The organism is Actinoplanes sp. NPDC051405, from assembly GCF_055586185.1.
The window spans coordinates 274,044-288,074 of sequence record NZ_JBVJIR010000011.1 but is presented as its reverse complement, the minus strand read 5'-3'; the positions used below and the strand labels follow the sequence as shown (position 1 = coordinate 288,074).

The 14,031-nt window shown below is 70.8% G+C and carries 13 protein-coding genes; 6 read left to right on the top strand and 7 right to left on the bottom strand.

Going from position 1 to position 14,031, the window contains the following annotated elements; all coding sequences use genetic code 11:
* Positions 1 to 57 precede the first annotated feature (57 nt).
* Genes ACZ6S4_RS24645 through ACZ6S4_RS24620 form a run of 6 tightly spaced genes read right to left on the bottom strand, consistent with a single transcriptional unit; the run spans position 58 to position 6,664 of the window.
* The gene (locus ACZ6S4_RS24645; RefSeq protein WP_465477148.1) at positions 58 to 1,065 is read right to left on the bottom strand and encodes an N-acetylglucosamine kinase; all 1,008 of its coding nucleotides are present in this window, start codon (positions 1,063 to 1,065) and stop codon (positions 58 to 60) included.
* Positions 1,062 to 2,318: a 6-phospho-beta-glucosidase gene (locus ACZ6S4_RS24640; protein ID WP_465477147.1), complete on the bottom strand. Its 1,257-nt coding sequence runs from the start codon at positions 2,316 to 2,318 to the stop codon at positions 1,062 to 1,064. The genes ACZ6S4_RS24645 and ACZ6S4_RS24640 overlap by 4 nt, the downstream gene beginning before the upstream one ends.
* Positions 2,315 to 3,196: a carbohydrate ABC transporter permease gene (locus ACZ6S4_RS24635; protein ID WP_360546035.1), complete on the bottom strand. Its 882-nt coding sequence runs from the start codon at positions 3,194 to 3,196 to the stop codon at positions 2,315 to 2,317. The genes ACZ6S4_RS24640 and ACZ6S4_RS24635 overlap by 4 nt, the downstream gene beginning before the upstream one ends.
* Complete coding sequence (locus ACZ6S4_RS24630) at positions 3,193 to 4,110, bottom strand: carbohydrate ABC transporter permease (protein WP_465477146.1); 918 nt, start codon at positions 4,108 to 4,110, stop codon at positions 3,193 to 3,195. The genes ACZ6S4_RS24635 and ACZ6S4_RS24630 overlap by 4 nt, the downstream gene beginning before the upstream one ends.
* A gap of 3 nt (positions 4,111 to 4,113) precedes the next feature.
* Positions 4,114 to 5,439 carry an ABC transporter substrate-binding protein gene (locus ACZ6S4_RS24625; RefSeq protein ID WP_465477145.1) on the bottom strand — a complete coding sequence of 442 codons (1,326 nt, stop codon included), beginning with the start codon at positions 5,437 to 5,439 and terminating at the stop codon, positions 4,114 to 4,116.
* A 37-nt stretch (positions 5,440 to 5,476) separates the two neighbouring features.
* A complete protein-coding gene (locus tag ACZ6S4_RS24620) occupies positions 5,477 to 6,664 on the bottom strand; it encodes an ROK family transcriptional regulator (RefSeq protein ID WP_465477144.1) in 1,188 nt (395 codons plus the stop codon).
* A gap of 285 nt (positions 6,665 to 6,949) precedes the next feature.
* Here ACZ6S4_RS24620 and ACZ6S4_RS24615 point away from each other — a divergent pair, with 285 nt between their 5' ends.
* Positions 6,950 to 8,194, top strand: coding sequence for a chitosanase (locus tag ACZ6S4_RS24615; RefSeq protein WP_465477143.1), 1,245 nt, complete (start codon positions 6,950 to 6,952; stop codon positions 8,192 to 8,194).
* A gap of 55 nt (positions 8,195 to 8,249) precedes the next feature.
* Here the strand turns inward: ACZ6S4_RS24615 and ACZ6S4_RS24610 are convergent, their stop codons facing one another.
* Positions 8,250 to 9,404: a homogentisate 1,2-dioxygenase gene (locus ACZ6S4_RS24610; RefSeq protein ID WP_465477142.1), complete on the bottom strand. Its 1,155-nt coding sequence runs from the start codon at positions 9,402 to 9,404 to the stop codon at positions 8,250 to 8,252.
* A gap of 77 nt (positions 9,405 to 9,481) precedes the next feature.
* On the opposite strand from ACZ6S4_RS24610, the gene ACZ6S4_RS24605 reads away from it, so the two are divergent.
* The 5 genes from ACZ6S4_RS24605 to ACZ6S4_RS24585 all read left to right on the top strand — a co-directional run bounded on the left by ACZ6S4_RS24605 (position 9,482) and on the right by ACZ6S4_RS24585 (position 13,935).
* Positions 9,482 to 10,327 (top strand): hypothetical protein, encoded by an 846-nt coding sequence (locus ACZ6S4_RS24605; protein WP_360546023.1) that lies wholly within the window; start codon positions 9,482 to 9,484, stop codon positions 10,325 to 10,327.
* Positions 10,324 to 11,448 (top strand): fumarylacetoacetase, encoded by a 1,125-nt coding sequence (gene fahA / locus ACZ6S4_RS24600; protein ID WP_465477141.1) that lies wholly within the window; start codon positions 10,324 to 10,326, stop codon positions 11,446 to 11,448. Before ACZ6S4_RS24605 ends, fahA begins: the two co-directional genes overlap by 4 nt.
* A 38-nt stretch (positions 11,449 to 11,486) precedes the next feature.
* A complete protein-coding gene (locus ACZ6S4_RS24595) occupies positions 11,487 to 11,945 on the top strand; it encodes an SRPBCC family protein (protein WP_360546019.1) in 459 nt (152 codons plus the stop codon).
* 15 nt (positions 11,946 to 11,960) lie between these two features.
* A complete protein-coding gene (locus ACZ6S4_RS24590; protein WP_465477140.1) occupies positions 11,961 to 13,085 on the top strand; it encodes an outer membrane protein assembly factor BamB family protein in 1,125 nt (374 codons plus the stop codon).
* Positions 13,086 to 13,149: 64 nt separating this feature from the next.
* Complete coding sequence (locus tag ACZ6S4_RS24585; RefSeq protein WP_465477139.1) at positions 13,150 to 13,935, top strand: SMP-30/gluconolactonase/LRE family protein; 786 nt, start codon at positions 13,150 to 13,152, stop codon at positions 13,933 to 13,935.
* Positions 13,936 to 14,031: the final 96 nt, after the last annotated feature.

Sequence of the window (14,031 nt, the reverse complement as noted above, 5' to 3'; positions counted from 1 at the left end):
GCGGGTGAGGATGGCCCGACGCGGGTGAGGGCGGCCTGAAGCCGGTGACGGCGGCCGTCAGGCTGCGGCAGGCATCGCGCCGCCGGGTTCGGTGGTGGCGAGAGTTGTGCGTACTGCTTTTTCGGCTCGGCCGGCGGTGCCGAGGGCGTCCAGGGCCAGCAGCGCCGCCCCCACAGCCGGTGGCGTGTCCAGGACGCTGACCCGTACGTGTGGAGCTTGCGCCACCGCGCCCCGGACCACCTGGTCATGCAGCACCGGGTGCTGCGCCCGGAGCACCCCGCCGCCCAGCACCAGCGCGTGCGGTTCCTCCAGCAGGCCGAGCCGGGTCGCCGCCACCCGGTGCTGGGCCAGGATCTCCGTCACCTGGCGGTCGACCAGCTGCCCGGCCACCCGATCCCCCTCCGTGGCGACCTTGAACAGCAGCGGCGTCAGTTCGCGGACCCGGGTCGGGTCCAGCTCGCCCAGGTGCAGGGCGATGCTCACTTCCTCCACAGTCGAGTAGCCGAAGTGGTTCGCGACCGCCTGCGACAGCGCCGTCTCGTCGCCGCGGCCGTCTTCGCCGCGGGCTGCCATGCGCAGTGTGTGGTCGGCCAGGTCGTGGCCGCCGCCCCAGTCGCCGGAGATCGGGCCCAGGGCCAGGAATCTTGCCGTGCGTCCGTCGGCTGCCCGGCCCACGCAGTTCGTGCCCGCGCCGCACACGACCGCGATCGCGTCCGGCATCGAGGTGCCCGCGCGCATGAGGGCGAAGCAGTCGTTGTCCACGATCGTCCGGGTGGTCCAGGACTGCGCTTCGATTGCCGTGTGCAGGCGTTGGACCTCGATCGGCAGGTCGGCGCCGGCCAGGTAGACCGCGGCCAGGTCGATCTGTGTTCCCGGGGCCAGTCCGGCGTCGGTGCGGGCGGCGGCGATCAGGTCCCGCAGCACCTCGATCGTGCCGGTCAGTCCGAGGATGTGCGGGGAGCTGGTCGGTCCGCGGACGAAGCCGAGGATCTCGCCCTCCGCCGTGCCGAGGACGACGTCCGTCTTGGAGTTGCCGCCGTCCACGGCCAGGTACAGCGGCTTCATCGAGCCCAGGCCAGGTGCTGCGCACCCGCGGCGAGCAGCTTGCCGGTCAACGCCTCCGCATCCTCGTGCTGGCCGATCAGGGGGTGGGCGAGCAGGGCGCGGTAGACCCGGTTGCGGCCGCCGCGTACCGCTGCGTCCAGCGCCAGTTCCTCGTACCCGGAGACGTGCGCGACCAGACCGGCCAGGTCCGGGGCCAGGGGGATGACCGGGAGCGGCACCGGGCCGGTGCGGCCCACCCGGGCCGACACCTCGATCACCGCCTGGTCCGGCAGGAACGGCAGAGTGCCGTGGTTGCGGATGTTGACCGAGTGGACGCCGTCCGGGTCGTGGCCGTGCAGGGCGGCGATCAGGCCGACCGCGGCTTCCGAGTAGTAGGCGCCGCCGCGTTCGCCGAGCAGAGCCGGCTTCTCGACCAGGGCCGGGTCGCGGTACATCTCCATCAGCGTCGCCTCGATCTCCGCGACGCGCTGTCCGCGGGTCTGGGCTCCGCGGGACTGCCGGACGTGCCGGTCGTGCGCGTAGAAATAGCTGAGGTAGTAACTCGGTACGTTGCCCAGCGTGGTCAGCACCTCCGCCGGCAGGTCCACTTCGTCGGCCAGTTCGCCGAGGTGGGCCGCCAGCAGTTCCGGGAGCCGGTCGACGCCGTCCACGTACGCGGCGCGTTCCCAGGTCAGGTGGTTCAGGCCGACGTGGTCCAGGACGACCGCGGCCGGTTCCACGTCGAGCATCCGGGCGAAGCGGCGCTGGAAGCCGATCGCCACGTTGCACAGGCCGACCGCTCTGTGGCCGTCGTCGAGCAGCGCCCGGGTGACGATGCCGACCGGGTTGGTGAAGTCGACGATCCACGCGTCCGGCTTGGCCCGGGCCCGGATGCGCGCGGCCACGTCGAGCACCACCGGCACCGTACGCAGCGCCTTGCCGAGCCCGCCCGCGCCGGTGGTCTCCTGGCCCACGCAGCCGCAGTCCAGCGGGAACGTCTCGTCGCTGATCCGGGCCGCCTGACCACCGACCCGCAACTGGATGACCGCGACGTCGGCATCGGTGACGCCGGCGTCCAGATCGGTGGTCCAAGTGACCTTGCCCGGGTGGCCGTAGTGCTGGAAGATCCGCGCCGAGAACGCGCCGACGATGTCGAGCCGTTCCCGCACGGGGTCGATCAGTACCAGCTCCGACACCATGGTGCCGAGCCGGGCGAACCCGTCCACCAGTTCCGGCGTGTACGTCGACCCGCCGCCGACGACAGCGATCTTCACCCTTTGACTCCCGTGAGTGTGACGCCCTGGACGAAGGCCTTCTGGGCGAAGAAGAACACGACGACGATCGGGACCATGGCCAGCACCGTGGCCGCGGTGACCAGGTTCCAGTCGACGTGATGGACACCGTGGAACGAGGCCAGGCCCAGCGACAGCGTCCAGGCGTGCTCGTTCTCGCTGGTGTAGAGCAGCGGGCCGTAGTAGTCGTTCCAGGCGTAGAAGAACTGGAACAGCGCGGCCGCCGCGATCCCGGGCCGGGCCATCGGCACCACGACCCGCAGCAGGGTGCGCCACTCGCCGCAGCCGTCGACCCGGGCCGCGTCCAGGTAGTCGGTCGGGATGGTGAGCAGGAACTGGCGCAGCAGGAAGATGCAGAACGCGTCTCCGAACAACATCGGGATGATCAGCGGCGCCAGCGAGCCGGTCAGGCCGTACCGGGCCCACATCAGGTAGAGCGGAACGGTCACGACCTGCGGGGGCAGCATCATCACGCAGAGCACGGTCAGGAACATGGCGTTGCGGCCGCGGAACCTGAGCTTGGCCAGGGCGTACGCCGCCGGCACGCTGGACAGCAGCATCAGCACCGTGGCGGACACCGCGTAGATGACCGTGTTGAGCAGGTAGCGCGGCAGCGGGGTGATCTCGAAGACCCGTACGTAGTTCTCGAAGTGCCACGTGTTGGGCCAGTAGTCGCTGGTCAGCGCCTGGTTGCTGGTCATCACCGAGATCAGGAACAGGTAGACCACCGGGGTCAGGAACATGATGGCCAGCACGATCGCGATGCTGTGCCGGGCTATCCACGCCAGCCGGTGCTGACGCCGTACCTGTCGGATGGTGGGCGGCGCGGCCGCGGCCGGCCGTTCGAGCAGAGCCGTCAATGTTCCTCCCCGGAGAAGGCCTTGGAGCGGCGCAGCAGGATGACCGTCACGGCGAGGGCGACCACGAAGAGCGCGACAGCCATCGCGTTGGCGTAGCCGAGCGCGTTGTAGCGGAAGCCGACCGTGTAGAGCCAGAGCGGATAGGTGAAGGTGGAGCCCTCGGGGAAGCCGAACGACGACGAGATGCCGCCGCCGGTCACGGCCTGCCCGCTGGCGATGGACCCGGCCACAGCGGCCTGGTCGAAGTACTGCAGCGTGTAGATCACGCCGGTGACCGTGGCGAACAGGATCACCGGCTGGATGGTCGGCAGGGTGACGTAGCGGAAGCGGTGCCAGGCGTTCGCGCCGTCGAGCGCGGCTGCCTCGTAGAGGCTGGCCGGGACGCCCAGCACCGCCGCCAGGAAGATGATCATGATGTCGCCGATGCCCCAGAGGCCGAGCAGCACCAGCGACGGCTTGGACCACTCGGGTGAGTTGAACCAGAGCGGTCCCTCGATGCCGATCCGGGCCAGGAAGTTGTTGACCGGACCCGTGCCCGGCTTGAGCAGGTAGACGAACGCGATGGTGGCGGCCACCGGCGGCGCCAGCGCCGGCAGGTAGAAGATCGTCCGGAAGAAGCCCGCGCCCCGCTTGAGCTGGCTCAGCAGCATGGACAGCCCGATCGCGCTGATGATCCGGACGGGTACGAACACTACGACCATCCACAGCGTGTTGCGGATCGACTGGAGCAGGTACGGGTCCTCACCCATCCGCCGGTAGTTCGCCAGCCCGACCCACTCGGGCACGGTGAGCAGGTCGAACTTGGTGAACGAGAAGTACACGGCGCTGAGCAGCGGGTAGATGAAGAACACCACGATGCCGATCAGCGCGGGGGCGAGGAACGACCACGCGGTCAGGTTGCGGCGCAGGCGCATTCCTCAGCCGCCCAGGGTCATCACGCTGTTGATCTGCTTGTCCGCGTCGGCCAGCCCGGCGTCCAGGTCCTTGACCTTGCCGGACTGCCAGTTCGTGGCGAAGGTGCCGAAGGTCTCCTGGTACGCGGGCCCGGACGCGGCCGGCGGCGAGGTCAGCGAGTTCGGGTTGGCGAAGATGTCCATGAAGGCCTTGAACTCGGGCTCGACCTGCAGCTCGGGGTCGCTGATGGCGCCGGTGGTGGTCGGTACGTTCTTCAGCGAGTTGGCCAGCTTGACGATGGCCTTGTCGTTGGTGGTCAGGTACTTGATGAGCTCCCAGGCCGCCTCGGGGTTCTTGGCGTTCTTCGAGATGCCCATGATGTTGCCGGTGACGTAGCCGCCGCCGTACCGGGCCGGGTCGCTGACCGGGATCGGCGCGACGCCGTACTTGAGGTTCGGCGCCTGGTCCTTGAGGAACGCCAGCCGGTACTCGGCGTCGACGTTGATCGCCACCTGACCCTTCTGGAAGGCGTTGTCCGCGCTGAACTCGTCACCCAGGCCGGCCCGGAACTTCTGCAGGTTCTCGTAGCCGTACCAGTCGACCAGGCTCTTCTGCCAGGTCATCAGGGTCTTCCAGGCCGGGTCGGCGCCGACTGCCGACTTGCCCTCGGGGGTGAGCCACTTCGCGCCGACGGCCGGGGCCAGGTGCGCGGCGGCGTTCTCGTAGAAGTCGAAGAGCGGCAGGAAGCCGACCGTCTTCAGCGAGCCGTCCTTGTTCTTGACTGTGAGCTTCTTGGCGTCCTCGGTGAGCTCGTCGAGGGTCTTGGGCGGCCCGGCGATGCCCGCCTTGGCGAACATGTCCTTGTTGTAGAAGATGCCGTACGCGTCGGCCAGGAACGGCATCGCGCAGCGCTTGCCGTCGAACTCGGTGTACGAGCGCGTGGTCTCGTTCAGCCGGTTCAGGTCCACATTGTCCCGCTTGATGTACGGCGCCAGGTCCACCCAGGCCCCGGACGAGCAGAACTTGCCCACGATGTCGGTGGAGTACGAGAGCCCGATGTCCGGCCCGTTGCCGGCGCCGATGGCCTGGGTCATCTTCGAGTCGTCCTGACCCGGCTTCACCGTCACCTTGATGTTCGGGTGGCCGGCGGTGAAGTCCTTGATCACCGTGTCGATGGCGGCGGCCTCGCGCTCGGTGAAGAAGTGCCACAACTCGACCGTGCCGGACACCTCCGTACCCGGGTCGGCGATCTTCTGTTCCTTGGCAGCGGGGGTGCAGGCGGCGGTCAGCAGCAGGGCGGCAGCGGCGGCGACGATCGATTTTTGGGCATGAGGTATCCGCTTGTTCACTTCGAGGGGTCCTCTCAGGGGTGGTGCAGCAGGGGAATCAGGCTTGGTTGTCGCGGATCGAGGCGATCAGCGCCTCGCGGACGGCGGTGAGCCCGGCGTCGAGGGCGCCGAGCAGGACCGCGTCGTCGTCGATCGTGGTGACGGCGATGGTGCTCTCCAGCGGTGCGGCCCGGCGCAGGGCGCCCTTGACCGCGGTGAGCAGCGTCTGGCCGCCGGCCTGGGCGACCGGGCCGGCCAGCACGACGAGCGAGGGGTCCAGCACGGCGATCACGGCGGCCAGGCCGACCGCGATCCGGTCGGCCAGGTGGGTGAAGAACTCGCCGGAGGCGTCCGGGGCGGCGGCCGCGGCGGCGACGATCTCGTACGGGGTGCCGCCGGAGACGCCGTGGTCCTGGCCGAGGGCGAGGATGGCCGCGCCGCCGAACAGGTCCTGAAGGTCGACCTTGCGGTGGGTGGAGTCCGGTGAGTAGAGCGGCATGTAGCCGATCTCGCCCGCACCACCGCGCGCACCGCGGATCAGTGTGCCGGCGATGTCGATGGCCAGACCGAGGCCTTCCTGGCCGAGCCAGAGCAGTGCGAAGCCGTCGACCTCGCGGGCCACGCCCCGGCGACGCTCGGCCACCGCGGCCAGGTTGACGTCGTTGTCGACGCCGACGTGGGTACCCAGCGCCGCGGCGATCTCCGGGACCAGGCCGGCCCGGCCGAGGCCCGGCACGTCCACGTGCCGGATCGTCGCCGCACCGACGTCGTACGAGCCGGGCACGCCGAGCTGCACGTGGTGGACCCGGTCGGCTGGGACGCCGGCCGCACTGCTCAGTTCGGCGACCACGTCCACCAGCGCGGTGCGAGGATCGGTCTGCAGGAAGTCGACCGGGGTTGCGATCCGGGCCCGGACGGCGCCGGTCAGATCGCAGAGCGCGGCCTCGACCGACGGTGCCCCGCTGGCGCCGATGTCGCGGACCGACACGGCGGCGGCGTACGCTGCGTCGGGATTGGCGGCATAGATCTCCGCGTTCGGCCCCGGGCGGCCGCTGTTGTAGCCGACGACGGTCACCAGGCCGGCGTCGGTGAGCCGGCGCAGCACCTCGGAGATGGTCGGGGTGGAGAGCGCGGTCAGCCGGCGCAGATCGGCCCGGGTGAGCATGCCCGGCTCGAGCAGGTGGGCGAGCGCCGCGCTCTCGTTCATGGCGCGCAGCAGCTTGGACGATCCCGCCAGTCGCGGCACGGAGCCCCCTCGATTGATTGGCAAACCAGCTAACAATTAGCTGGACCGTAGGGCTGCCGCCGTTGAGCTGTCAATACTTCGTCGCGCTGCGTTTCCCGCACGTGGCAAGTCGGCCCGGTGAATCACCCCCGGAGCGGGCAAAAGTGATTAATCGACGGGGATTGATTAATCAACTTAACTGACCTAGCGTGACCAGTCATCGCCTCGGCGACGGGCATCCCCAACGCCCGTCATCGATGGCTCAACCCTGCGCGCCCACCCGCCTCCACCCCCACGAGGAGCGCCATGACCATCCCCTCACGCCCGCACCGCCGCAAGAAGCTGATCGCGTACGCCCTCGGCGGTGTGCTGATCCCCGCGGCCGGCATCGCCTACAGCCTCATGCCGGCCAGTGCGGCGACCGCGGGAGCCATCAAGGGCCTCGGCGGCAAATGTGTCGACGTCGCCGCCGCCAACAGTGCGAACGGAACCGCCGTGCAGCTCTACGACTGCAACAGCACCGGCGCTCAGACCTGGAGCGTCGGCAACACCGACAACTCGATCCGGGCGCTGGGCAAGTGCCTCGACGTGACCGCCGCCGGCACGGCCAGCGGCACCAAGATTCAGATCTACGACTGCAACGGTACGGCCGCCCAGAAGTGGACCGCGGGCACCGGCGGCACGCTCATCAACACCGGCTCGGGCAAGTGTCTCGACGTGCCCGACAACAACTCCGCGAACGGCAGCCGACTGCAGATCTGGAGCTGTGGCACCGGCGCCAACCAGAAGTGGACGCTGCCCGGCGGCACCACCACACCGACCACGCCACCCACCACGACCCCGCCGAACAGCGGCGTCGGCCTGGACAACCCGGCGAAGAAGGACGTGGCGATGCAGATCGTCTCGGCCGCCGAGAACTCCTCGCTCAACTGGCGCGCCCAGTTCTCCTACATCGAGGACATCGACGACGGCCGGGGCTACACCGCCGGGATCATCGGCTTCTGCTCCGGCACCGGCGACATGCTGGAGCTCGTCGAGGCGTACACGGCCACGAAGCCGGGCAACGTGCTGGCCAAGTACCTGCCGGCGCTGCGCAACGTCAACGGCACGTCGTCGCACGCGGGCCTGGACCCGAACTTCACCAGCGACTGGCGGACCGCCGCGGCAGACCCGGTGTTCCAGGCCGCGCAGGAGTCCGAGCGGGACCGGGTGTACTTCAACCCGTCCGTGCGCGACGGCAAGGCCGACGGGGTACGGGCGCTGGGCCAGTTCGCCTACTACGACGCCTCAGTGGTGCACGGCTACGAGGGCATGCGGTCCATCCGCAGCCGGGCACTCCAGCGCGCCAAGCCGCCGGCGCAGGGCGGCAACGAGACCACCTGGCTCAACGCGTTCCTCGACGAGCGGGTGATCGAGATGAAGAAGGAAGCCGCGCACGACGACGTCACACGCATCGACACCGCCCAGCGCGTCTTCCTGCGCAACGGCAACTTCGACCTGAACACCCCGCTCGACTTCGCCGTCTACGGCGACCAGTTCCACATCGGATAGTCGAACCACTCCGGGGAAAGAGGGGCGGGGGAGCCACAAGCTCCCCCGCCTTTTCTCATCTGTTCCAGGTCCAGGCGTAGGCGGTGTCCTCTACGGACAGTGCCGCGTCGCACAGGTCCAGGGGACGGAAAGTGTCGACCATGACGGCGAGCTCGTCGAAGTAGTCGGCGCCGATCGCGCGTTCGACCGCGCCCGGCTGCGGGCCGTGCGTGAAGCCCGACGGGTGCAGCGAGATCGAGCCCTGCTCGATGCCCGAACCGCGGCGGGCCTCGTAGTTGCCGCCGGTGTAGAACATCATCTCGTCCGAGTCGACGTTGTGGTGGTTGTACGGCACCGGGATCGCCAGCGGGTGGTAGTCGACCTTGCGCGGCACGAACGAGCACACCACGAAGTTCGGCCCCTCGAACGTCTGGTGCACCGGCGGTGGCTGGTGCACGCGCCCGGTGATCGGCTCGAAGTCGTGGATCGAGAACGCCCACGGGTACAGGCAGCCGTCCCAGCCGACCACGTCGAACGGGTGGTGGGCGTACACGTGCCGGGTCCAGCCCGCGCGGTGCTTGACGTACACCTCGACGTCGGTGCCCTCGGCCTGCAGCGGCGCGTCCGGGCCGCGGACGTCGCGCTCGCAGTACGGCGAGTGCTCCAGGAACTGCCCGCGCACCGACAGGTAGCGCTTCGGCGGCCCGATGTGCCCGGTCGCCTCGATGGTCAGCATCCGCACCTGGCCGTCCGGCACGATCCGGTGCACCACCGAGGTCGGGATGATCACGTAGTCGCCGGCCCCGGCCCGCAGCGCGCCGAAGGTCGTCTCGATCGTGGCGGCGCCCTCCTCGACGTACAGGCATTCGTCGCCGACGGCGTCCCGGTAGAGCGGTGACGGCCGGTCGGCGACCACGTAACCGATCCGGACGTCGCCGTTGGCCAGCAGCGGGCGGCGGCCCAGGACCGCGTCGCCCGGGCCGGCGTCGAGCTTGTGGGTACGCAGGTGGCGCGGCTTGAGCGGCAGGTTCGGCGACTGGCTCGTGGCCGGTGGCTCGTGCACCTCCGCCGAGCTGATCGCGGTCGGCGGATACCGGTGATAGAGCAGGGACGAGTCGGAGGAGAAGCCCTCCTGGCCCATCAACTCCTCCGCGTAGAGTCCGCCGTCCGGCCGGCGGAACTGGGTGTGCCGCTTACGGGGGATCTCCCCGACGCTGCGGTAGTACGGCATCGTTGCCACCACCCCTAGAAAACTGACATTACGGACGGTGTTGTCCGCCTCTCGAAGCGTCCATTAGGTTCAGTTTCGTGTCAACGCTGGTGCCGCCGCTGTTCGCAGGACTCGTCGATGACGCGTCCCTGCTGCCGCCGGGCATCATCGGGACCCCGGAGGCGCTCGCCGCTCATACCAAACACCGTGACTCCTGGTATTCGGGACTGATCGGGGCATTGCTCGTACCGTCGTCGCTCGTCAATCTTGATCTCTCGCCCCGCGGCCTCGCCGTCGGCGTCGTCAACGACGCCGCGATCGGCGCCCTGCCCGCGGTGGTGGCCAAGCTGCGGGCCGCCGGCAGCGACGTGGCCCGGGTCGAGGCGGCCGTCGCCCGCCGCGGCGAGGACCCGCAGCCCGGCCTGAGTGCGCTCGGCGCGCTCGCCGTCGAGACCCCCGACCTGGACGTGTACGCGGAGATCCCGCTCAGCTGGGGTCTGCTCGCGGGCCTCGACACGGTGGCCGCCCAGCGCGCCGACGGCCTGCGGATCGCCCCCAAGTTCCGGGTCGGCGGGCTGGCCTCGGAGCTGTTTCCGACCCCGGTCGAGCTGGCCGCGGTCATCTGCGCCTGCCGCGACCGCAACCTGCCGTTCAAGCTCGCCGCCGGGCTGCGCCACGCGCTGCGGCACACCGACCCCGAGACCGGATTCACCCACCACGGCTTCCTGAACGTGCTGGTCGCGTCGGCGGCGGCCAGCGACGGCGGTGAGGTGGCCGAGGTCGCCGAGGCGCTGGCCGCGACGCATCCGGTGCCGCTGGTCGAGCCGGCCCGCTCGCGCCGGACCGAGCCGCGGCCGCTGTGGGTCGGCTTCGGGGCCTTCAACGTGCTGGAGCCGCTGACGGAGCTCATCCGTCTCGGCCTGATCAACGGCGGCTACGAGTGACCCCCTTCGACCTGCGCAACCTCCCGTACGGCGTGTTCAGCACCGGCGACGGGGTGCGGCGGATCGGCGTCCGGCTGGGCGACGCGGTGCTGGACCTGTCCCGGGCCGAGGAGCAGGACCTGATCCTGGCCGGGGGTGCGCTGCGGCAGCCGGCGCTCAACGTGCTGATGGCGCTGGGGCGTCCGCTGTGGAGTGCCATCCGGGCCCGGGTCGTCCAGCTGGCCCCCACGCTGCCGGCCATCCCGCTGGCCGACGTCGAGCTGCACCTGCCGTTCGAGGTGGCCGACTACACCGACTTCTACTCCTCCGAGCACCACGCCACCCAGGTCAGCCGGATCCTGCGGCCCGAACGGCCCGGGCTCCAGCCGAACTGGAAGCACCTGCCGATCGGCTACCACGGGCGCGCGGGCACGGTCGTGGTCTCCGGCACCCCGGTCGAGCGGCCCGCCGGTCAGCTCGGTCCCGGCGAGTTCGGGCCCTCCCGGCGGCTCGACGTCGAGGCCGAGGTCGGCTTCGTGGTGGGCGTACCGGGCCGGCGGATCAGCACGGCCGACTTCGCCGAGCACGTCTTCGGCGTGGTCCTGGTCAACGACTGGTCGGCGCGCGACATTCAGGCCTTCGAGTACCAGCCGCTCGGGCCGTTCCTGGCCAAGTCCTTCGCCACCTCGGTGTCCCCGTGGGTCGTGCCGCTCGAAGCGCTGTCCGGTGCGCTCGTGCCGGCGGTCGCGCAGGACCCGGTCCCGGCGGAATACCTCCGGCCCCCGGGCGACGGCCTGGACCTGAGCCTGACGGTCGACTGGAACGGGACCACGGTCAGCTCACCGCCGTTCGCCCAGATGTACTGGACGCCCGCCCAGCAGCTCGCCCACCTGACCGTCAACGGCGCCAGCGTCCGCACCGGCGACCTCTTCGCCTCCGGTACGGTCTCCGGTCCGGAACGCGCCCAGGCCGGCTCGTTCCTGGAGCTGACCTGGAACGGCACCGAGCCGGTGCAGCTCGACGACGGCTCCACCAGGGGCTTCCTGCTCGACGGCGACACGGTCACCATCAGCGCGACCGCACCCGGCGTGGACGGCGCGCCGATCGGGCTGGGGTCCGTAACCGGAACTGTCTGTCGCTGAGGGACGACTCGCCGTACCTTGTAGGCGGGAGGTCGGGGATGTCCACGGTTGCGGTGACACGGCTGGTCGAGGCGCCGGTGGCTGCCGTGTGGCGTGTCTTCACCGACCTGCCGAGCCGCTGCGAACGGCTGTCCACGGTCATCGCCGTCGAGCTGCTCACCCAGGGACCCTTCGGCGCGGGCACCGAATGGCGCGAGACCCGCACGATGGCCGACGGCACGGAGATCACCGAGGAGTTCCGCGTCGACGAGTGCGTGAGCCCGCAACGCTTCGTGGTCAGCTCACCGGGCATCGGCGCCGAATACCGCATGACCTACACGTTCGTGCCGGTGCTCGAGGGCCGGCACCGGGGCGGCACGATGGTCACCGTGGTCCAGGACGGCACCCCGACCGCGCCGGCGGGCCGGTTCCTGGCGCTGGTCTTCGGCGGGCTGGCCGCCCGTACGGTCGAGGGCGCGCTCCGGCGTGACCTGGAGGACCTGGCCGCGGCCGCCTGACCTATCGTCCCTGGGGTGACCGGGAAGCTGCTGCGCGCGCCGGCCGCCGTCGTCGTGCTGGCGGCCGCGGTCCTGATCGGCTGGCGCGTGCTGGCCCCCGCCGAGGTCCTCGAGCCGGCCACCGGTGCCCTGCCCGTCGCCGTCACCCTGCCGCCCGGCGTCACCGGCAAGACCACGATGGCACCGCTGATCGTCGCCGGCAGCGTCCGGGTCTACGCGGGCAAGCGGCTGGTCAAGGCGGACGGGCCGGTCGAGGCGAAGACCATGTACACCCCGCGGTGGTCGTTCCGGCGCTGGCCGGAGCAGCTCACCGGGATCGTCGCGGTGGCGGCCACGGTGGTCACCCGGTGGTCGGACGGTGCGCTCGTGGCGCTGGACGGCCGTACCGGGAAGCCGGTCTGGCGGGCCGCCGGGCCCGGCGCCGAACCCTTCACCGGACGCACCGGCTCCGCGGCGGTCTGGGCCCCGGCGGGCCTGCACACGGCCGGGACCAGCGTGCTGATCACCGACGGCCGGCAGCTGACCGCCCGCGCCGGCGCGGACGGCACGCAACGCTGGGCGGTGACTCTGCCGCCGGGCTGCGGCGCCGGCTTCGTGACCGCGGGCGGCCGGTACGTGTGCAGCTCAGGCGCGTGGGACGTGCTGTCGGGCAACCCGGTCCGGGGCTGGCCGGCCGGGCCGTTCACCGCTATCGGGTGCGACGTGGCCCGCTCGGACTGCGCCGGCCTGCGCGACGGGACCGGCCAGGGCTGGCTGACCGGCGGCCGGCGACCGGAACGGGCCCCCGCCCTGGACGCCCCGGATGCCACGGCCGGAGGTGACCTGGTGCTGAGCGCGTCCGGCGGCGCTGTGGTGGCCTCCCGCGCGGGTAGCGAGGTGTGGCGGTGGACCGGCGCGGCGCAGGTGCTCGGCGTCCGGGCCGGGCGGGCTGTGCTGCTCACGCCGGACCGGCGACTGATCGTGGTGGACGCGGCCACGGGTACGCAGCGGGCGGCGTTCCCGCTCTATGTGCCCGACGAGCGCGTCGAGCCGTGGAAGCCGGACGGGTGGCAGCTGACGGACGGCTATGTGGCGGTGCAGCGGCTGCTGCCGGATGCGAGCTTCTACACGACGGACCCGGTGGTCATCGCCGCGCTCTAGCGTCTGTCCGGCCGGGCCCGGCTCAGGACGTCATGCCGTACGGACAGACCCTAGGGTGGATCGCATGCGAGTGGTGCTGGACGGCCTGGTCATGGGTGAGTCCGCCCGGTGGCACGACGGGCGGCTCTGGTTCTGCGACTGGGGGGCTGGAGAGGTCGTCGTGCTGAGCGCCGGCCAGCCCGAGGTGGTCGCCCGGATCGACGACTTCCCGTTCTGCATCGACTGGCTGCCCGACGGGCGGCTGCTGGTGATCACCGGACGTGGGCTGCTGCTGCGCCGCGAGCCGGACGGCAGCCTGATCACCCACGCGGACCTGACCGCGCTGGGCGGGACGCACCCGTGGAACGACATCGCCGTCGACTCCCGCGGGCGCGCCTACGTGAACAACATCGGCTTCGACTTCCCCGGCGGGGAGCCGGCCCCGGGCCTGATCGCCGTGGTCGACCCGGACGGCACGGCCCGGCAGGTGGCTGACGGCGTGCAGTTCCCGAACGGCATGGCGGTGACCGCCGACGACCGCACCCTGATCGTCGCCGAGTCGTACGCCGGCCGGCTCACCGCCTTCACCATCGCGGCGGACGGCAGCCTCGGCGACCGGCGGACCTGGGCTGCGCTCGGCACAGGCGTCCCGGACGGCATCTGCATCGATGCGGAGGGTGCCGTCTGGTACGCCGACGTGCCGAACAAGTGCTGCGTACGGGTGCGCGAGGGCGGCGAGATTTCGCAGACCGTCGAGCTGGACCGCGGCGGCTTCGCGTGCGCGGTCGGTGACGGCACCTTGTACGCGGTCACCGCGGTTTACCCCAGCCCGGGCGGACCGGCCGGCCAGCTTGTCGCCGTGACCCTCTAGCCTTGCCGGTCTGCTGGCCTTGCCGGTCTGCTGGCCTTGCCGGTCTGCTGGCCTTGCCGGTCTGCTGGCCTTGCCGGTCTGCTGGCCTTGCCGGTC

What these genes read in the sequence shown, in the direction of transcription:
- ACZ6S4_RS24645 (WP_465477148.1), bottom strand. Translation starts at nt 1,065, where the DNA reads ATGAAGCCGCTGTACCTGGCCGTGGACGGCGGCAACTCCAAGACGGAC.
- ACZ6S4_RS24630 (WP_465477146.1), bottom strand. Translation starts at nt 4,110, where the DNA reads ATGCGCCTGCGCCGCAACCTGACCGCGTGGTCGTTCCTCGCCCCCGCG.
- ACZ6S4_RS24615 (WP_465477143.1), top strand. Translation starts at nt 6,950, where the DNA reads ATGACCATCCCCTCACGCCCGCACCGCCGCAAGAAGCTGATCGCGTAC.
- ACZ6S4_RS24610 (WP_465477142.1), bottom strand. Translation starts at nt 9,404, where the DNA reads ATGCCGTACTACCGCAGCGTCGGGGAGATCCCCCGTAAGCGGCACACC.
- ACZ6S4_RS24595 (WP_360546019.1), top strand. Translation starts at nt 11,487, where the DNA reads ATGTCCACGGTTGCGGTGACACGGCTGGTCGAGGCGCCGGTGGCTGCC.
- ACZ6S4_RS24585 (WP_465477139.1), top strand. Translation starts at nt 13,150, where the DNA reads ATGCGAGTGGTGCTGGACGGCCTGGTCATGGGTGAGTCCGCCCGGTGG.